The following is a 19,504-nucleotide window of genomic DNA, read 5'->3' as shown; positions in this document are numbered from 1 at the left end:
AAGGTAGTGAGAACTTGAATACAACAGAGCTGGAGGAAAAGGCGATAGCGGGTGATGAAGACAGCTTTACTGCATTGATAGACGGGATGCAAGAGCGTCTTTACCGTATGGCGTACTCCTATGTGAGGAATAAGGATGATGCGCTGGAGATTGTACAGGAGACCGTCTATAAAGCGTTCATCTCAATTCATAAACTGCAGCAACCTCAATATTTTAAAACTTGGCTCACAAAAATAGCCGTCAATTGTGCCTTGGACTTTATCCGAAAATCTAAAAAAATCGTGTATATGGAGAAAGATCCCGAAGGCAGCTACGCTTCAGAACCCATAGAGGATGTCATTGATCTTCAGGAGGCGCTAAGAGTTCTTGATAAAAGATCAAGAATGATCATTGTGATGAGGTATTTTGAAGACTTGCCCATAAAGGAAATTGCCGGGGTATTGGACATGCCAGAGAGTACGGTGAAAACCGTCATCTATCGGGGATTAGGGAAATTAAAAATTAATATGAAGGGGAGTGAGTACTTTGGATAATCAACTTGAACGTTTACAGAAAGCATACAACGATATTGAAATCCCCGAAGAAGTATCACAAGCTTCTCGAAAAGGTATTGAAAGAGGAAAACGCTATAAACAACAGAAAAGAGGAGTAAAAATGAGCGGATTAAAATGGACAGGATCAGTTGCAGCAGCAGTTATCATTTCTTTTACAGTGGGTGTAAATACTGTACCCGCTTTCGCGGATAGTATGAATCAAGTGCCCGTTCTAGGTAAGCTGGTAAGTGTATTGAAATTTACGGATGGAAGTGCAGGCGGCGGCACGATTCAGGATGGAGTAGATGTCAATTTCATTTCGTTGAAACATCAGAAGAACAGTGATCAAATGATTTTAAACTTTGCAAATTCGGACAATACACAAGACCTTGCAAGCTCTTATAACGTAAAATTCACTGACAATCCTTATACAATGACCGTAACCGTGAGTGGGGCAAGGAACTTCTCAGCTGTTAAAGATCTTGAGACATTAAAAGAAAGCAAGTATGTTCAAGATGCTTATCCTTTAATTACATTGGATGACTCGATGATACGTTTCAATGTAACCTTCAAAGAGCCAGTTGCTTATGAGGTAAAGGAATATAAGGAGCCGGCACAGGTGGCGATTACATTGAAGGATAAGAAGGGTGACGTGGAAGAAGGAACTTCTATCTATTCACTTAGAACAAACTCAGAGCCTTCCGGCGAGAGTCAAGGTATGGCTGAAGAGATGTTATACGGGTTAGAGAACGTGCGCGTATTAAAGGATCAGAAGGGATTATTCCTAGTGGAAGCTGGGTATTTCAATACAGAAGCAGAAGCTTTGGCCCAACTGAAAAAAATTCAAACAGAGCATGGGGTTGGTGATCTATTGTTTGTAGAAAAACGATCGTCTCAGGAGATTCCACAATCCATTTCTCAGGCTGAATAAAAATAAAATAGAGCAGCGATTCTCTCGATAGTGGAGAATTGCTGCTCTATTTTTGTGTTGAATGGTTGCTCCACCTTTTACATTTTGCCAATCAAGAGCGACAAAATACCGGCTGCGATAAGCGGTCCTACAGGGACACCCTTGAACAATGCAACGCCAATCACTGTTCCGATCAGGAGACCCGCAACAACTGTGGGCTGGTTGGTCATAAGGATGGCTCCGCGCCCACCAAGATAAGCGACGAGAATGCCGATCGCAATCGCAAGAAGAGACTTCCAGTGGAGGAAGGACTGACCGACCATCTGTAGCGATATTTTTCCGTTGGCCAAGGGCGTCATGACCCCGATCGTAAGAATGATAATCCCAATGGTTAAACCATATTTCTCAAGCCAAGGGAAGGTCTGCTGCAGGCCAAGAACTCTTAGCAGTAGTAGGACGACCATTGCTATTGTTACAGGGGAATTACTGCTTATAATACCGAGCGCAGCAAGACCAAGCAAAAGCAAAGAGGTCATGTCCATCTTAAACGTTCAACTCCTTATTGTGAGAACTGCGCTTCGCAAGAATGTGATCTGCGATAAGTTTACCATGCCCACGTCCTGTCTCAATAAATACTTCATTCGCATTGCGACCTGAAGCGATTACTCCAGCAACATAAAGACCTGGAACATTACTTTCCATAGTTGAAGGATTAAAAGCTGGCTTATCCATATCGTCATCCATAACTACGCCGGCAGAAGTGAGAAGCACCCGGCTAGGCCGGAAGCCTGTCAAAGCAAGGACGAAATCATTATCTATGGATTTTTTGTCTCCATTATGACTCGTAACTATAACCGAACAAGCCGTAATTTCAGTAACACGTGATTCCAGATGTAGAGTGATTTTACCCTTTTGTACCATCCCTTCAAAGATTGGCCGAACCCAAGGCTTAATATTCGAGGAAATGCTCTCACCACGATAGACCATATCGACTGTAGCTCCAACGCGCATAAGTTCCAGTGCTGCATCTACCGCTGAATTACTGCCACCAATGACAGTAACTTTCATCCCTGTATATGGATGGGCTTCACCGAAATAGTGGGTAACTTTAGGAAGTTCTTCCCCTGGAATACCGATCATATTCGGTTGATCAAAATAACCTGTAGCGATAACGACATTTGCAGTGATTCGTGTGTGATGCTCACCACGCATATTGGACGTATGTACAGCATAGGTTCCATCTTCCAGAGGCTCAATGGATAACGCTTCTTCGTAAGCGGCGATATCTAGACCATACTGCTTCGCAGCCCGGCGGTAATAGACAAGAGCTTCATGGCGGTATGGTTTATCATTGGTCGAGGTGAAAGGAACGTCTCCGATTTCTAATAACTCAGCGGTACTGAAGAATTGCATATTTGTTGGATACAAATAAATGGAGTGTACGATAAAGCTTTTTTCAATAATGAGACTGGACAGTCCTTGGCGCTGGCATTCGATAGCTGCCGAGAGGCCGCAAGGACCTGCACCGATAATAATTACATCTTTCATACAGTGGGTTACCTCCTGATTGTTACTATCTTTTCTTTAAATCCTACCCTAAATTCATTCATTTTGCCATAAGCATAAGATTAAACACAATAACCATTGCAAGCATAATGTTGATTGTTATATAATTAGATATATATCTAATGTGTATCTAGCTTATGAAGGTGAAGGAGTGTGATTCCAATGCAGTTAGAAAAAATAGTGAACTATCATAAAGCTTTGGCTGACCCAACACGTCTTCGTTTATTGTTGCTTCTGTCACAAGGAGAAATGCACGGACAAGCGCTGGCTGAGAAATTGAATTTATCACAACCAACGGTAACTCATCATGCAGCGAAATTGCGTGAAGCAGCTCTAATAAAGGAACGACGTGACAAAAATACAGTTTATTTTAAGTTGAATCCAGATTTCATTAGTAGTGGCGCTGAGGCTTCACTTCAGTTTATTTTTTCGAAAGGAGCGAGAAATATGGAAGAGAAATCACCTGAAAATAGTCTAAAGGAGTCTGTGCTGCGTAACTTTTTTTCGAAGGATGGGCGGCTTCGGCAAATCCCGGCACAATATAAGAAGAAACTGATCGCACTTCAGTACATGGTTGAGAAGCTAGAGCCAGGGGTAGTTTATAGTGAGAAGGAAATTAACGAGTTTATTAAGCAGTTCCATGAAGATTTTGCTACCATTCGGCGTGAATTTATTATGCATCAGTTTATGTATCGTGAGAATGATAAATATGAACTTAATCCCCAAGAAATTTGGACACGTTGGGAAGATGTCAAATAATGATCATAAAGTTGTTAACAATTTGTGTCTGTTGGAAATATGCTGATTAAGAGGGAGGAATTCGAATATAATAGAATTGTAAGCGTTAACAAAGATAGTTTTTCGAAAGGAGACTTGTCTTATGTTTTTTAAACGCACAAAAAAACAACCCCAATCCGATCATATTACCGTTACCTTAACCCAAGTCAAGCAGGCGATCAGACAGTTTGAAGAAGATATGCCTGCGCTCATTAATAGAACAGCCTTAATCCTTGAAGACAAAAGAATAGATTTGAGCAGACTAAAACGGTATTTAGGAGGAATTCCAGAGCAGAATTTCTATATGTCACGCGAGACCTATGAAGTTTTCGAGGAACAAGATAAGCTTGTTCCGTATTACCTTGATATGGTTCAGTCCGCTGTAGACAATTACATCAGTGATACAGGACAGTTGCCACTTGTTGAAGATGCATGGTTACCTGAGGTTCATTATCGTTTGCTAGCCACAGAAAGTTATCTCAAAGAAACCCCTCCTTTCCCTCTGTATATCACAGAAGAGGAAATGATGCTGACACATCGTGCGGAGCATTTTGAGTAAATGAATAAATCAAATATAAAGCCTATAAAGACTGTTCAGTAGAAGGGGAGACAGCTGTTCCTTTTTACAGAATGGTCTTTTCATTGTCTTCAAAGGCATAGTACAATAGATTTCTGTAAGTTAAATTTTATAATCAACAGCATATAAGGGGAATCGCTTGATGAAAGAAGTACAAGCTATATTATTTGATTTGGATAATACTTTAATGGATCGTGACCATACATTTCGCAGTTTTAGTACTCAGTTTGTTCAGGATTTTCTAGGACATTTGGAAGCTGAAGAAGCGCAGAAGGTAGTAGAAGATATGATTCACAGAGATGCTGATGGTTACCGTGATAAGGACGGATTCTTCGTAGAGCTAAGCGAGGTACTGCCTTGGGAAACACCAGTTACGGCTGAACATATTCGTGCATATTATGATGCGAGTTATATCAATCATGGTGCTACGATGAAGGATGCTGTGGACGTTCTGAAGTACTGCAAAGAGCGCGGTTATATACTTGGTCTGGTTACCAACGGCAAAGTAGATATCCAGAACACCAAAATTGATACCCTTGCCCTGCGAGAGTACTTCAAGGCTATTGTCATTTCTGGAGAAGTAGAAATCGCTAAGCCTGATCCTAAGATTTATCAACTTGCATTAGACAGATTGGGAGTTACTGCGGATCAGACATTGTTTATTGGAGATCACCCCGTGAATGATATCTGGGGTGCAGGGAAAGCAGGGCTACAAGGCATTTGGCTGCAAAGAAAACATACTTGGGACGATCAATTGGACATACAACCTTGGAAGATAATATACGAGTTGAATGAGCTTAAGTCCATTTTGTAATTTTATCAAAATTTATAGTTGACATTATACGGCAGCGCCGTTTATGATAACAGCATCTTATTTCGGAAGGAGACGATGTTTTATGACAGTTCTAAATGTAATGAACTCAACTGTTGTGGATACGTGTCTTCCGGGAACAGCGGCTGCCGAATAAGTTATTCGTGCAGTTTAGCAGGTAAGCTCTATTACGCTTATTAGAGCCGCGGGAACCGTATTGGGTCCGGCGGCTTTTTTGCGTATATAGAATCGATAGGAATTGTAGTTAATTGTCTATTTCTCTATATATCGCACGGGAAAATGAACTTATCCTTGTCTTTAGGATTAGACATTTTCCTGATTATGTGTACACTTTTTGTCCTTTTCGTTCTAGAAGAGTTCATGAAGTGTGACCGCCGCCGGAGTCTTAAATTCCGACGGCTTTTTGTGTTCTCGGAAAATGCTAGCAGTACATGGTAAATAAAAACAAAAACTTAAACAGATCTTTAGGAGGATTCAAATGACTAACATACAGCAATATGGTTGGAATGAAAATTGGAGTTCAAAATGGGATGAAAAGTGGAAGGAGACGGAGGATAAACGGCTTGTACCCGGAAGAATTGTAGGCGATTTTGGCAGTAAGTATAGGGTGATGACTGATTTGGGAGAGACATGGGGGGAGCTATCAGGCAAGCTGAGACATACGTTTGTCGCTTCAGGTGATTTTCCAGCGATCGGCGACTGGGTGGCTCTTTCAATGCAGGATGGCGGTGAGCATGCGATTTTACATGGGATTTTGCCTCGGCATAGTGTCATCTCACGCAAGGTAGCTGGTAACACACAAGAGGAGCAGATTGTTGCCTCGAATGTAGACACTTTATTTCTGGTCAGTGCTTTGAATGATGACTTTAATGTTCGGCGGATGGAGAGATACTTAATCATGGCTTGGAACAGCGGGGCCAATCCAGTCATTCTACTGACCAAAGCAGATCTTTGCCTAGATGCAGAGAGTAAAATTGCCGAAATGGAAAGCGCCGCTCCAGGTGTGCCTGTTCATGCGGTTAGTGCACTGCAAGATAATGGCCGTGAGAAGTTGCTGCCTTACATTGGGAGTGGACAGACAGTAGCTCTAACGGGCTCATCAGGCTGCGGCAAATCTACGATGGTCAACTGGTTATGTGGAAAGAATCTTCAGCTTACACAGGATGTAAGAGAAGGAGATAGCCGTGGACGTCATACCACTACCCACCGTGAACTGTTTATTATGCCGGACGGAGGAATCATAGTAGACACACCAGGGATGCGTGAGCTGCAGCTGTGGGAAGATGAGGGTGGATTAGATCTGGCGTTCAGTGATATTAGCAGCTTAGCTGCTGCATGTCGGTTTAGTAACTGTAGACATGAACGTGAGGAGGGCTGTGCGGTACTTGAAGCGGTTCATAACGGTGAGCTCGAAGAGAAGAGACTGCTGAACTACCGAAAGACACAGCGGGAGCTGCTGTACCAGAGCACCAAAGAGGTGAAGCTCAAGAGAAAAACTGCAGCTTCTTCTAAAGTTCATTCGACAAGGACTAGAGGGTACGGTTGGCGTAAAGAACTTGATGAGTATTAGAAGAACTTTATAGACAGCGACGGAGCCAAGAGTAGTGTTCCAATAGGCTAGATAGTCAAAAAAAGGGTGACCCTGAGCTCAGGGTCACCCTTTTTATTAAATTCTCTTATAGCTTGTATTAGAACGATGCTGCAGTTTCCTTAGCCAATTGCAATCCGTTCTCAATAATTTCAGCGGATTGTGCAGGAAGTTGGTTGTGGCCTTCGATGATTACTTGAGTAATATCTTTGATACCCCAAAGGTTAAGGTTACCAACGATGAAGTTTACAGCCATTTCAGCACTTGCTGCAGGACCTTCGGAATAAATGCCACCTCTAGCGTTCAGTACGATTGCTTTTTTACCTGTCAAAAGACCAACTGGACCTTCAGCAGTGTAAGAGAATGTTTTGCCAGCTTGGCAAAGGTAATCGACATAAGTATGCAATACAGCTGGTACAGTCATATTCCACAGTGGGAAACCGAATACTACTTTATCAGCAGCGATAAACTGTTCCAGATATTTATTAACTACAGCAGCACCTGCTGCTTCTTCAGCTGTTAGTTCGTAACCTTGAGCAGCTTTGTACATACCAGTGATCAGGGTATTGTCGTAGTAAGGAAGTTGCTCTGCGAACAAATCAAGTTCAGTGATTTCATCTTCTGGATTGTTAAGTTTGTAGTTCTCCAAAAATTCATTGTAAAGCTTAACACTTACCGATTGTTCTGCTGGACGGTTGTTTGCTTTGATAAATAAAACATTAGACATTATGATTGCTCCCTTGGATGTGTGTATTTAATATTAACTATAAATAATATAGCATGTATTATTTTGTTTGTAAATTATTTTTTTGTGATTTTTTTTGGGGGGGAAAAGAGTATTTTATAAAGGAACAAGAGTTTGAATAATAGAAATCCCGGTTAATAAACTTACAAGGAAACAGGAAAATATTGCCTATATTCATAAGGATCTGAATGAATTAAAAGGAGCGATGGACATGTCCATTGATCGGTTTATCATTAAGAAATTGGATAGCTGTCACGAAGAGCATACACGCCAAAATTTAGTGAGACTCTTTAAACTTCGAATACAGAAAGCTGAAAAAGCAGAGAATAAGAACTATAAGATTAGCTGATATTGTCCCATACTGGTGTAATCATTCATTACTAAAGCTGCAAAACTTAAAAACAGCAAGTCTCTTTCAGAGACTTGCTGTTTTGTCTGCCAAAGGATAAAAGAAACTTTACAAAAAAACTACCCCTCTATTAATAGAGGGATAGCGCCAATGAATCATTCTCACTATAACTGTGCAATATAGCCTCAGAGCCTTTAATTTCGATACTAATTAATGAATTCAGGCATTTCTGGATAGCATTCTTGCCCTTTTGAATTTTGAGCTCCAACGTACTGTTAAGTAATCTAAGTACTTTTTGAGTGGGCTGTTTATTTTCTGTTGTGAAATACACAGGTACAAGTTTGTTCTGAAATGTGATGAGCATTCTCATTTTGAAGACACCTCGCTAAAAGTATTTCATGTTAATGATAATACCCTTTGTTTCTTAATTTTACCTTAAAATTAGCTTATGATAACATAAAGATTGTTAGATTAATATACATATATATGAAATACAGGAAGGATACAATGATGTGAATGACAATGGATTGGCCGATTTAACGCATTTTTTATTTCCAGATGAAGTAATGGGGCAAGCAGTTCTGGATCAGTTACATACAGGTTTAAACGCAGAACGGATCTGTAGATTGAAATATAAAGAGAAGGAGGAAATGAAGGATCTGTGTCTGCAAATACATAAAGACCGGATACTAGTAATCTGCAATAGTAACCCGGAAACCCTGCCCTATGAATTAAAGGATGAAAGTGAAACGGAGAGCTTTTGTCTTCAGCTGTTCGAATGTGAGAACATGAAGGAGCTCTTTAATCACGGGATTCCGGCATTACTAATGTCAAAAAGAAAATTTGAGGAGCTGAAAAAAAGCTCATGCTCATCCACGCTGCAAATGCTCTCAGATTGTTTAGCAGCAGAGACAGGGGATGATGTACATTCCATCCAACTAGCACGGGTGATGAAGTGCTTCATGGCGGAAGGAGAATTACGACTCTGCACGTCCAGTGACAGTGGATGGAGCTTCCAGAAAGCACGCTTCTTAGGCGATCATTCCAGTGGCTGGTTGTTACGAATGAGCAGTGATCCATCCAAAGACTGGCTTATAGCCCTCCCGATTACAAAAGCTCAATTATGTGGGTCAGTAACAAAGTGGGTGTTACATTCTTCCGCGTTTCTCACTCCACAATAGCAGTTGAATAAGGAGGGAGGGTAAGTTGATCTGAATTCAAGATCGATTTGACAGCAATCGTCTTTAGGATCTTGGAGTAAGAGAAACCCTCGACATTGGGTTGTAGTACAATAGTTTGTTCTTCTCCAGTAAGGTTATGAACGACGAGCACCTGATCCTGTGTTGTTAGTCGTTCGTAAGCCATAACCCCGGGATTGCCAGAAGCATAGTCACGGATTCCGCCATCCCGGAGCGCAGGAATCTCATTTCTTAGCGCAATAAGCTCGCGATATCTTTCTAGCATTGAACCACTGTCATTCAGCTGGCTCTCAACATCAACGTTTATCGCACCCGCATTATTACGTCCGGCCTCCCAAGTAGTCTGCCCCTCTCCTTGATCGGCTGCACTCCATCTCATAGGCTCTCGAAGTCCTTCATCTGGCTTCACACCGAGCATTCCAATTTCTTCACCATAATAGATAAAGGGATTCCCAGGCAAAGTTAACAGTAGGGCTGCTGCCATTTTTGCATGATTCGGGTTATTGTCTAATTGACTCATGACTCTGTTTTGATCATGATTCGTCAAGAAAGTAGCATCGGTAAATTGGTTATCGGATATTTTGGAATACAATTTATAGGTTCGTTCCAGCGTAAAGGCCGTCCCGCTGTCTTTTTCAGTTTTTACAGAGTTCACCAGTGTTTCTGCTAAGCCAAAGTTAAAGCTTGAGTTAAAAGCTTGATCTAAATAAGCTCCGACAGTGACAGCAGAATTCTCCCAGACCTCGCCAACTATATATGCCTCTGGATTTACTTCATTCATAGCCTTGCGGAACTCCTGCCACCAGGACACATTTTTAGCGGTAGTAGCCTCACTTTTATCACTCAAAAGATCTTCGTAGATATGCTTCGCAGCATCTAGTCGGAAGCCATCCACACCTTGCTCCAGCCAAAATTTTCCGATGTCCTTCATCTCAGTACGAACTTCTGCATTATCGAAATTCAGATCAGGCATGCCTTCCCAAAATCCGCCCAGATAATGACTGCCAAGTATAGAATGCCACGCACTGCCACCGCCAGCAGCGCTGGCTCCATTTGCGGGACGACCTTGATCTTCAGCCCAGACGTACCAATCGCGATATTTGCTGTCACTGTTTTTAGCCGAGTCTACGAACCATGGGTGTTCTTTGGAGGTATGATTCACAACCAAATCCATAATTATTTTTATTCCTCGTTTATGCGCTTCTTTAATTAGCTCCTGCATATCCTCAATCGTCCCATAATCAGGATTAATCGCACGATAATCGGTTACATCATATCCATGATAGCTTGGTGATGGGTTGATGGGCATGAGCCAAATCCCGCCAATCCCCAAATCAGTCGTGGTTTCAGGATTCCCATCATTTAAGTAATCCAGCTTTTGGGTGATCCCTTTTAGATCTCCAATGCCATCGCCGTCTGAATCATAGAAGGAACGAACAAATAATTCATAATAAACAGCGGAAGGTTGTTCATCCGTCTTATTTATCAATGCTTGAGGTGTAGCGGTGCTCTGAATGGAGTCTGCTTTAGGGGAGGGCGTGGCAATGGATGTTTTGTTGCTTTGATTACCAGAACAACCGGACAGCAGTAATGTGGTTAGACTGATGCCCACCAGAGAGCATATTGTGATTTTTTTGGTTTTGAATGTAACACCTTTATACATATGTAATAACTCCTTCTATTGCAAATTTTCTAATTCAAGAAATGGAAAGCGCTTTATTTCCTATAGTACTCGAATGCATCCCCATTGGTAAAACGTTTGCACAGATACAAAAACAGCAAATTAAACGATATTTATCCATTCCTTCAATAAAAGTCGCTAGTATCATGGTTATTCTTGGATTTCCCTAGGTTATTGGAGGTTTTAACCTTTTCGTAGGCATCTGCATATGCTTTAAGCAAGGGCGAAGGACCCGGTAAGAAAGGAGAATGAAGAATGAAGATTAGGAAAAAGCTGTCATTGTCGCTCATGATCATTACTTTATGCTTTTCAGTGCTTGCCGGTTGCGGCGGAAAGTCAGAGTTGGTAAAGGTGAAGATTGGTGAAGTCACCCGTTCTGTCTTTTATGCACCCGAATATGTTGCCTTATCACAAAATTTCTTTAAAGACGAAGGACTTGACGTAGAGCTACAGACGATCCCCGGTGGAGATAAAACCATGACTGCACTCCTCTCAGGTGCCATCGATGTTGCATTGGTAGGTTCTGAAACCTCCATTTATGTGTATCAACAGGGTTCAGATGATCCGGTCATTAATTTTGCACAGCTGACTCAGAGGGATGGAACGTTCTTGTTTGCCCGTAAAGCTGACGGAGCGTTTAACTGGGATAAAGTGAAGGGTTCTACCTTCCTGGGGCAAAGAAAAGGCGGAATGCCACAAATGGCAGGTGCGTTTACTTTATCTAAAAAAGGAATAGATCCTACTAAAGACATTACCTTGATCCAAAATATTGACTTTGCTAATATTGCCGGTGCTTTTGCTTCAGGTACAGGCGATTATGTACAGCTGTTTGAACCACAGGCTTCAATCTTTGAACGTGAGAACCGAGGTGCAGTAGTGGCTTCGTTTGGTGTGGAAAGCGGCTATTTACCGTACACCGTGTTTATGTCTAAGAACAGCTATATTAGTAAAAATGGAGACACGGTACAGAAGTTCACAAATGCGATCCAGCGTGCTCAGCTTTGGGTGAAGGAACATAGCCCTGAAGAAATCGCGGATGCGATTATGACTTATTTTGATAAGACGGATAGAGATATCGTGGTTTCTGCAGTCAAACGTTATAAGGAACAGGATACCTATGCGGTTAATCCAATTATAGATCAAGAAGAATGGAACAATTTGCTTGATGTGATTGATAATGCTGGTGAGCTTAAAGAACGCGTTCCCGCTGACAAAATAGTGAATAACAGTTTTGCTGAGAAAGCTGAGAAGAGCATAACGAGCAGCACTTCAAAATAAGAGAGAACCAAAGATCCTAAATAAGATGTGTAAATTGAAGGAGGGGCTGACAATGCTTCCAGTAGTGCAATTAAAGGGAGTAACGCATGCCTATCTTGGCGACCGTGAAGCTTCACTGGCCGTTGAGGACCTGAACCTTAATGTCGAGCAAGGAGAGTTCGTTAGCTTAGTCGGACCAAGTGGTTGCGGTAAGACGACTCTCCTATCGATTATTGCAGGACTGCTGCAGCCATCTCAAGGCGAAGTGTTCGTAAATGGCCAACCCATAATGGGACCCTCACCAGAGGTTGGGTATATGCTGCAGCAGGATTATCTTTTTCCTTGGCGGAGTATTCTGGATAATGCCATTCTAGGACTAGAGCTGACTGGAAACTTGAACGAAGAGAGCAGAAAGCGGACGTTGGAGCTACTTCGAGAGATGGGCTTAGAGGGCAAAGAGCACGCCTTTCCTACTCAGTTATCAGGTGGGATGCGGCAGAGAGTAGCTCTGGTACGCACCTTGGCAACGAATCCTGGACTCCTTCTACTAGACGAGCCGTTCTCGGCACTTGATTACCAGATCAAATTACAGCTGGAAGATTTGGTCTCTGAGACCTTACGCAGCAGGGGGACAACTGCAATATTAGTTACTCATGATCTATCTGAGGCCATTGCGGTAAGCAGCAGTGTTATTCTTCTACAACGAAATCCAGGGAAGATCCGAAAAGTATTTTCAGTGCCAGAGCAAATCCGGTCAGCACCTCCGCTATTTGCACGTGATCAGCCAGGCTTTTCGGAGCTTTTTCATGAAATATGGAAAGAGATGGAGATTGCAGGGAGGGAAAGCTAATGAAGCATACGGAGCAATCGGGGTTATTAGCTTCCCGTGAACAGTGGCTACAACAATTGCATGGCGATTATAAAAAAACGAAGCACCGCTGGCGCAATCAGGTGATTGTTGTAAGGAGCAGCCTGTTACTGCTGTTTTTTGTTCTCTGGGAAGCTGGCGCAAGAATGGGCTGGATTGATGAGCTATTATTCAGCTATCCCACAAAAATCTTCCGGCAGATCTGGGGAGATATAGTCAGTGGAAGCTTGTGGCCGCATCTGGGGATGACGGTAGGTGAGACTGCGGTAGGCTTTGTACTAGGAACGCTATTAGGGACACTACTTGCTGTGATCATTTGGTGGTCTCCTTTTTTATCAGCAGTGCTTGATCCGTATATGGTCGTATTTAACAGTATGCCGAAGGTGGCTCTGGGTCCGATTTTTATCGTCATGTTCGGAGCCGGATTCACTGCTATCGTTGTTACTACTTTATCTATAACGGTGATTATAACGACGCTTGTTGTGTACAATAGTTTTTGCAGTGTGGATCCGAATCTGGTTAAGGTGGTTCGTTCCTTCGGAGCTTCCAGAGTTCAGGTGTTCTTTAAAGTAATTCTTCCAGCCTCGTTCCCGACGGTGGTCTCCACCTTAAAGGTGAATGTGGGGATGTCATGGGTAGGAGTTATCGTAGGGGAGTTCCTGGTCGCTAAATCGGGTCTGGGTTATCTGATTATTTATGGTTTCCAGGTCTTTAATTTCACGCTAGTGATGTCCAGTCTTTTGATTATCGCGGCCGTGGCTACAGCAATGTATCAATTAGTGGTATATCTTGAGAAGCGGTTGTTATCCCGGAGATGAACCTTATGTAATATTGTGTCCGTACACAAAATCTTGTAACATGTCTATATCTTTACCTATTTATTGGGTTAGTGCTTGTAAGGAGAGATAAGGCTATGGGATTTCGTGTGATAAAAACAGCAGCAGCTACGTTATTATCCGTACTAGTTGCGTCTGCAGTGGGTATACCTAATGCGCAGAGTGCAGGCTTGCTGGCAATTTTGGGTGTAGAGGTTACTTTGAAAAGGAGTTTCCGAACGATAACGGCTCGTTTTTTAGCCTCGCTCGTGGGACTCTTTTTTGGCTGCATCCTATTCTGGCTTCTAGGGTTCCATTACTGGGTGCTCGGGCTGTATGTACTCGTGGGCTTTCCGATGATTGTAAAGTCTGGCTACAAAGAAGGAATTGTCACCAGCTCGGTTATCGTGTTTCGCGTGTTTGGACAAGCTGAACTATCGCTCCATGTCCTGTTGCAGCAAATAGAGCTTCTGGCTATTGGGCTCGGTTCAGCAGGGCTGGTAAACTTGATTTACATGCCTCAGACTGGTGGGGTCATTTATGGGATCCGTAAGGAAGTGGATCGCTATTTTTCGGTTATTTTTACACAGATGGCCCGAACGCTTCGAGATCCTGCGTATATTTGGGACGGCAAAGAATTAATTGACGCAGATAATACAGTGCAGCGGGGATTAACGGCAGCTACCCGTGAGATGGAGAATCATGTTATTCATCCTGATGAAGCATGGAATGTTTATTTCTACATGCGGAAGGAGCAACTGGAATCGATTCAAAGTATGATGCAGCTGCTTTCTCAAGTGTACCGCCATTTACCGCATGGGGAGATGGTTGCTGAGTTATTTGACCAGCTTAGCGGGGATGTGCTTGCGGAAGAATATACTGGACGAACTGAACATTTACTGGACGAGCTAACAAGAGAATTCGAAGAAATGGATCTGCCAGAGACACGTGAGGAATTTGAAGTGCGCTCAGCTATTCTTCAGTTGTGCAGGGAACTGGCACTTTATTTAAAGATCGCTAAGCGGCATAAAATCCCGGTCAGTTACAAGCCGGAGAAACGTTTGAAGATTCGAAATAAGGCTTAAATTGAAGCTTTAATAAACTGAAGTATTAACTATCTCTGTCAAAATCACGATAAGATATGTATGAGCTAAAAGTTGATCACAGGATATGATTAACGATTTTATGGTGAGTTCAAATAATAGCAGGAAGTTCGGTAGTCGAATTTTCCGCATTGGCAGGTGAGGCGTATGGACAAAGTTATGGAATCATTTATAGGAAAACAGCTTATAGCTAACCTTTTTAATGACAAAGGAGTATTTGTTTTACCCGCATTGACTTTATTAAGTGCTGAGCATATACGATTAATCAATCAACATAAGATCACCCTAGAGTCTCATGACGTCGTACAGCTGGATAGCGCGGAATTTTTCCAACTTGCAATCGATGATTGCACAGCTGCGATAGAGAATATTTTTGAACAGCTTCGTCATAACAAAAACAAACGAATTCCTATGCTTGAAGTTAGAAATGAAGTCATTCCGTTTATTCAGCAGGTAAGCGAAAAGAATGACTTCTACGGCGTATTGGCTGCACTGCAGTCCAAGGATGATTATACATACAGACATAATGTAGCGGTTGGTATTTTATCTACATTGCTAGGTAAATGGCTAAAATTAAAGCCTGAGGATTTGAGTATGCTGACGATCGCAGCGACCCTTCATGATATCGGAAAAATGAGGATTCCGGATGAATTATTAACCCGGCCGGGCCCGTTGACCGCTGAGGAGTATCAGCTTATGAAAAAGCATACGACCTATGGATACGAGATGATCCGGGACACTATTGGAACCAATCATTTGCAAGCGCTCGTCGCCCTGCAGCATCATGAAAGAATGGACGGCAGTGGTTATCCATTCGGTGTACTTGGGAATCGGATCACTGATTTCAGTAAAATTGTTGCAGTAGCAGACGTGTTCCATGCGATGACATCCGACCGGTTTTATCGTAAAGCTTCACCTCTTTATGAAGTGTTGCTTCAGATGGAGGAAAACGTATTTGGCAAGCTTGACCCTTATATTTGTAGAGTCTTTATTAATAAGTTAATGCAGTCAATGATAGGGAATGAAGTGGAATTGACAGATGGACGGACAGGGAAAATCATTATGATTCTTGCTACTGATCCACTGCGTCCCCTCGTGAATATTGATGACGATTTTATTGACCTGAGCAAACATAGATCTATTGGTATTATGCGCGTAATCCCGCAATAGCGGGCTTTATAAGGTTTTTTTAACGTTCAGAATGGATATGTATCAGGCTGGACCATTTTTATAATCTACTCATATCTGTACAAATTTTGAAATAAAATGAACTATAAATCTTCTGATAAGACCCTCTGGAGGGCTTACTCAAATTTATTTATAGACTAACAATCAACAAATGCCTAGAACCTGCATACACTTGATAGTGAATGATTGTATGGAGGAGGTTTAAAGATGTCATTAAGCCATAAACGTCAAACAAGGGAGATCATTACGAAGGCAATTTGCGGCAAAGGTCGTAAGTTCTCTACAGCAACCCATACCGTGACTCCGCCACATCACCCGACTAGTATTCTGGGGGCTTGGATTATCAACCACCAGTACGAAGCGGTTGCCGCCGGGAACGGAATCGAAGTAATTGGTACTTACGATGTAAACATCTGGTACTCGTACGACAAGAACAAGCAGACCGAGGTAGCTAAAGAAACGGTCTCCTATGTGGAGCTCATTCCGCTTTCGTACCTGGACACGAGACACCGCACTTCTACCGTTGAGGTCTCTGCGGAGGCAACGCAGGAACCCAACTGTGTAGAAGCGGGCGTATCGCCAGGCGGAGGCAGTGTGACACTTCGCGTAGAGCGCGAATTCGAAGTGGAGTTGGTGGCTGAGACCAAAGTCCGTGTGTATGTCACTGAGCAAAGCGATGATCCAGAAGACAAGGATTATGATTTTGAAGGTGATAGCTTCGATTACGATGATCTAGACCCTGACAATCTGGATGATGAACTGTAAGGAAGGATACGCCGCCGTTAACTGAGTACTGATGGGTTATGGTCCATTATATGTAGGGAGGGCGGCGGCGTAGAGGGCGAATGCCCTCCTTTTTTTTATTTATTTTTAGAATTAAAACTGGAATCAGAGTGGATGAAGAACAACTTGGTTCATATGAATGGGCATGAAGTGCTACTGCAGGGCTTTCAATCTTGGGCTGCGATGGATGGAGGGGCAGGAGAATGAATGAGGGGTTTAAGGTGTATTGGGGATTGTCATCAGCACAGAGAGAGTCTAGATTATTTCGGAGCGGGATTGAAGCGACGCTCACTTCGTCTAGTAAGCAGGAACTGTTGCGAATGAAGGGCTCAGAAGCATCTCTGCGGAGAAACCAGACCTCTGGTGAAAGAAATCGCTTAGAAGATACATATGATACTCTGCCTTCCGATAAGGCCCATAAACAGTGCTATAACATACTCGTGTATAATTTGAGCGTTCTGCAGATCACTCCACTAGGAGCAGGCCCAGGTATGCGCGCAGCCTCCGATTTGCTAGCCGGGGCTGTGCGAATGGATAGAGTCGATAGCAACGAATCAATGGGGGCTGCACCAGGAGTATGGCGTGGAGTAATGAAATTACTTCAGCGTATTGCTGTTCGGACTTTGTACAGCTTGGGGCTGGATAGCGGTGAGGTCCTTCTGAGGGCAATGGGGAATAGGAGGTATGTCGTGGAGGGAGTCACTCCACTACTACAGAGTTCCGGCAAATCATTGCCAGAGCCTTATCGTTCCGCAGCATTAGCGCTGGAACGGAGCCTTGCTCTGGAGCAGCCAGGCCGCAGCGGCCTGCTCATGGGTATGGACCCGGAGTTTATCATCCTCCGGGAGTCCACGGGCCGCGTCGTGCCTGCGTCGCGGTACCTGCCCACGGACGGCGTCGCCGGCTGCGACGCCGGCCCTCCGGGAACGCGCGGCGCGTTCCCGGTCGCCGAGCTGCGCCCCCAGCCGCGCGGGGAACCACGCGCGCTGCTGGCGCAGCTGATGTCCGCCGCGGCTACGGCGGACCGGCTCATCGCCGATCGCACGCTGCGCTGGCGGGCGGGAGGCATGCCGCTGACGGGCTGGGCCCTCGGCGGCCATTTGCACTTCAGCGGCGTGACGCTGACGGCGCCGCTCTTGCGCGCGCTCGACAACTATCTCGCGCTGCCGATGCTTTTGCTTGAGGACGTCCGCGCGGGAGCGCGTCGTCCTCGTTACGGCGTGCTCGGCGATTTCCGGATTCAGCCGCATGGCGGCTTTGAGTACCGGACTTTGCCGAGCTTCCTGGTATCCCCGGTCATCGCTAAAGGCGCGGTCTATCTGGCTCACCTTATCGTGAGCCATTATGAAGACCTGACGCTGCGCCCGCTCGACCTGGAAGACCTGCATATCGCCTACTATGACGGCGATAAATCCCCGCTGCGCGACGCAGTACCCCCTCTGCTGGCGCAGCTACGCTCTCTAGGCGGCTACGAGAAGGCCGCCCAATACATAGAGCCTTTATTTCAGTATATCGCCTCTGAACGAACGTGGGATGAATCTCGCGATATCCGTGAGCTGTGGTGCAGCAAAGTTAAAGCTTGAGCTTATATTTCAAAATATTAGAAAGTATTAATTTTTCACATATCCCTTATATCTAATATTTCTCGCATAAACGCTTACCGTCCTAATAAGGACGCCCAAGGCGTTTATGCTTGTCTACATGTACATGATGCTCCAAGAGCCGATATCTTGAAATCCAAGTCGTTTGTATATGACCCCAGCATGAGGGTTGTCATAAAAGAGGCATAAAGACTTCCCTTCAGAGAGTAAGTCTGTGCATAGCTGTGCAACTACGCTTGTAGCTAATCCTTGCTCTCTGAATGCTTGATGAGTGGCAACTCCTACAATCATAGCTGACATGGAATTTTCCGCTGATGTTGAGGCCGTTGTAATCACCTGATCTTCACTTTTCATATAATACGTACGGCCAGTGCCAGTCGCCAATGTTTTACGTAGGCTAGTTCTCGATCCATCCCGACTGCTTTCAAACTCTTCTATTGTATCCGTAAGCGAACAAATCGCTTCCACATCCTGGATGGTTGCTTTATTAATGTTATCAACGGAAGAAGAGGACTGTTTAATTTTGGCATTCATTTCCTTTAGCTCAGCAAAGTATAATTGCTTTTCTTGTTTAAAGATAATTACTCCGTCAAAGGCTTTTACCACTTCGGTTACACCGGAAATCATATGAATATCGTTATCTTGTCGCATGATTGTAGCGAATCCTTCCACATCAAACGGCCCATCCGCGTAAGGAAGATAGCTTCTATAGAAACGTAATAGCACGGCTTTTATCCGACCATCAGATGGATCTATTTCTCCCCACAATGCCATAAAATCCTGTTCAAACCCGAAATTCTCTACATCTCCAATGATGAACAAATTAAGAGCAGGCTCTTTCTGTAGCAACGCCATTAGAAGTTCCCGATCATCCTCCGTAAGTCTTCGTATCATTTGATATTCTCCTTTTATTTTCTTATGATCTAACGCTCTGTGTTAAGATTTTACAATATTAAGATGCAGAAGAATACACCTCCTTCTAATGAACGATGGATGCTTGAAATATAAACAAAAGGTACTACCCAATGAGCTTCAGTAATAGTGTCGGATTTCGTGATTTTTTGTCTGAGGATCGAGAAGAATGAACTTCTATGCGGATGCAGGGTGACTTTGTACGCAAATTTTCTGTTAT

20 protein-coding genes are annotated in these 19,504 nt (G+C 43.5%); 14 read left to right on the top strand and 6 right to left on the bottom strand.

What is annotated here, in order from left to right; all coding sequences use genetic code 11:
- The first annotated feature begins 14 nt into the window (after nt 1–14).
- Nucleotides 15–533, top strand: coding sequence for a sigma-70 family RNA polymerase sigma factor (locus MHI27_RS17370; protein WP_042194048.1), 519 nt, complete (start codon nt 15–17; stop codon nt 531–533).
- Nucleotides 526–1,464, top strand: coding sequence for a DUF4179 domain-containing protein (locus tag MHI27_RS17365; RefSeq protein WP_405174299.1), 939 nt, complete (start codon nt 526–528; stop codon nt 1,462–1,464). Before MHI27_RS17370 ends, MHI27_RS17365 begins: the two co-directional genes overlap by 8 nt.
- Before the next feature lie 77 nt (nt 1,465–1,541).
- On the opposite strand, the gene MHI27_RS17360 is transcribed toward MHI27_RS17365, so the two are convergent.
- Nucleotides 1,542–1,985 (bottom strand): DUF441 domain-containing protein, encoded by a 444-nt coding sequence (locus MHI27_RS17360; protein ID WP_405174298.1) that lies wholly within the window; start codon nt 1,983–1,985, stop codon nt 1,542–1,544.
- A 1-nt stretch (nt 1,986) separates the two neighbouring features.
- Nucleotides 1,987–2,991, bottom strand: coding sequence for a YpdA family putative bacillithiol disulfide reductase (locus MHI27_RS17355; protein WP_405174297.1), 1,005 nt, complete (start codon nt 2,989–2,991; stop codon nt 1,987–1,989).
- A 180-nt stretch (nt 2,992–3,171) separates the two neighbouring features.
- Between MHI27_RS17355 and MHI27_RS17350 the strand changes: the two genes are divergently transcribed.
- From MHI27_RS17350 to rsgA, 4 genes are all read left to right on the top strand, one after another.
- Nucleotides 3,172–3,768, top strand: a complete 597-nt coding sequence (locus MHI27_RS17350; protein WP_405174296.1) for a metalloregulator ArsR/SmtB family transcription factor — start codon at nt 3,172–3,174, stop codon at nt 3,766–3,768.
- 121 nt (nt 3,769–3,889) lie between these two features.
- The gene (locus MHI27_RS17345; protein ID WP_405174295.1) at nt 3,890–4,345 is read left to right on the top strand and encodes a DUF3939 domain-containing protein; all 456 of its coding nucleotides are present in this window, start codon (nt 3,890–3,892) and stop codon (nt 4,343–4,345) included.
- Between the two features lie 160 nt (nt 4,346–4,505).
- Nucleotides 4,506–5,177 (top strand): HAD family hydrolase, encoded by a 672-nt coding sequence (locus tag MHI27_RS17340; RefSeq protein WP_405174294.1) that lies wholly within the window; start codon nt 4,506–4,508, stop codon nt 5,175–5,177.
- 496 nt (nt 5,178–5,673) lie between these two features.
- Nucleotides 5,674–6,765, top strand: coding sequence for a ribosome small subunit-dependent GTPase A (gene rsgA, locus MHI27_RS17335; RefSeq protein ID WP_076283500.1), 1,092 nt, complete (start codon nt 5,674–5,676; stop codon nt 6,763–6,765).
- Between the two features lie 118 nt (nt 6,766–6,883).
- Here the strand turns inward: rsgA and MHI27_RS17330 are convergent, their stop codons facing one another.
- Entirely contained in the window at nt 6,884–7,510 is a 627-nt protein-coding gene (locus MHI27_RS17330; RefSeq protein WP_042188917.1) for an FMN-dependent NADH-azoreductase, read from the bottom strand.
- 497 nt (nt 7,511–8,007) lie between these two features.
- Nucleotides 8,008–8,247, bottom strand: a complete 240-nt coding sequence (locus tag MHI27_RS17325; protein ID WP_042128392.1) for a hypothetical protein — start codon at nt 8,245–8,247, stop codon at nt 8,008–8,010.
- Between the two features lie 142 nt (nt 8,248–8,389).
- Here MHI27_RS17325 and MHI27_RS17320 point away from each other — a divergent pair, with 142 nt between their 5' ends.
- On the top strand, nt 8,390–9,058 hold the full coding sequence (locus tag MHI27_RS17320; RefSeq protein WP_042188915.1) for a hypothetical protein: 669 nt from the start codon (nt 8,390–8,392) through the stop codon (nt 9,056–9,058).
- On the opposite strand, the gene MHI27_RS17315 is transcribed toward MHI27_RS17320, so the two are convergent.
- Nucleotides 9,045–10,739: an alpha-amylase family glycosyl hydrolase gene (locus MHI27_RS17315; RefSeq protein ID WP_405174293.1), complete on the bottom strand. Its 1,695-nt coding sequence runs from the start codon at nt 10,737–10,739 to the stop codon at nt 9,045–9,047. The two genes, MHI27_RS17320 and MHI27_RS17315, sit on opposite strands and share 14 nt — an antisense overlap.
- Nucleotides 10,740–11,012: 273 nt before the next feature.
- Here MHI27_RS17315 and MHI27_RS17310 point away from each other — a divergent pair, with 273 nt between their 5' ends.
- From MHI27_RS17310 to MHI27_RS17280, 7 genes are all read left to right on the top strand, one after another.
- Nucleotides 11,013–12,035: an ABC transporter substrate-binding protein gene (locus MHI27_RS17310; protein ID WP_149647282.1), complete on the top strand. Its 1,023-nt coding sequence runs from the start codon at nt 11,013–11,015 to the stop codon at nt 12,033–12,035.
- Between the two features lie 52 nt (nt 12,036–12,087).
- On the top strand, nt 12,088–12,864 hold the full coding sequence (locus tag MHI27_RS17305; protein ID WP_149647283.1) for an ABC transporter ATP-binding protein: 777 nt from the start codon (nt 12,088–12,090) through the stop codon (nt 12,862–12,864).
- On the top strand, nt 12,864–13,700 hold the full coding sequence (locus tag MHI27_RS17300; protein ID WP_405174292.1) for an ABC transporter permease: 837 nt from the start codon (nt 12,864–12,866) through the stop codon (nt 13,698–13,700). Before MHI27_RS17305 ends, MHI27_RS17300 begins: the two co-directional genes overlap by 1 nt.
- Before the next feature lie 95 nt (nt 13,701–13,795).
- Nucleotides 13,796–14,782, top strand: a complete 987-nt coding sequence (locus MHI27_RS17295; RefSeq protein ID WP_042188904.1) for an aromatic acid exporter family protein — start codon at nt 13,796–13,798, stop codon at nt 14,780–14,782.
- Between the two features lie 165 nt (nt 14,783–14,947).
- Nucleotides 14,948–15,970 (top strand): HD-GYP domain-containing protein, encoded by a 1,023-nt coding sequence (locus MHI27_RS17290; protein WP_052404322.1) that lies wholly within the window; start codon nt 14,948–14,950, stop codon nt 15,968–15,970.
- 225 nt (nt 15,971–16,195) lie between these two features.
- Nucleotides 16,196–16,753: an outer spore coat protein CotE gene (locus tag MHI27_RS17285; protein ID WP_036687755.1), complete on the top strand. Its 558-nt coding sequence runs from the start codon at nt 16,196–16,198 to the stop codon at nt 16,751–16,753.
- Between the two features lie 707 nt (nt 16,754–17,460).
- Complete coding sequence (locus MHI27_RS17280) at nt 17,461–18,354, top strand: putative amidoligase domain-containing protein (protein ID WP_405174291.1); 894 nt, start codon at nt 17,461–17,463, stop codon at nt 18,352–18,354.
- A gap of 114 nt (nt 18,355–18,468) precedes the next feature.
- Here MHI27_RS17280 and MHI27_RS17275 read toward each other — a convergent pair whose 3' ends face one another.
- Nucleotides 18,469–19,266 (bottom strand): GNAT family N-acetyltransferase, encoded by a 798-nt coding sequence (locus MHI27_RS17275; RefSeq protein WP_405174290.1) that lies wholly within the window; start codon nt 19,264–19,266, stop codon nt 18,469–18,471.
- Nucleotides 19,267–19,504 lie beyond the last annotated feature (238 nt).

Source organism: Paenibacillus sp. FSL H8-0261 (assembly GCF_045040645.1).
Taxonomy (GTDB): Bacteria; Bacillota; Bacilli; order Paenibacillales; family Paenibacillaceae; genus Paenibacillus_AQ.
Note: the sequence above shows the minus strand (reverse complement) of the source record. Positions and strands in the feature narration are given on the sequence as shown.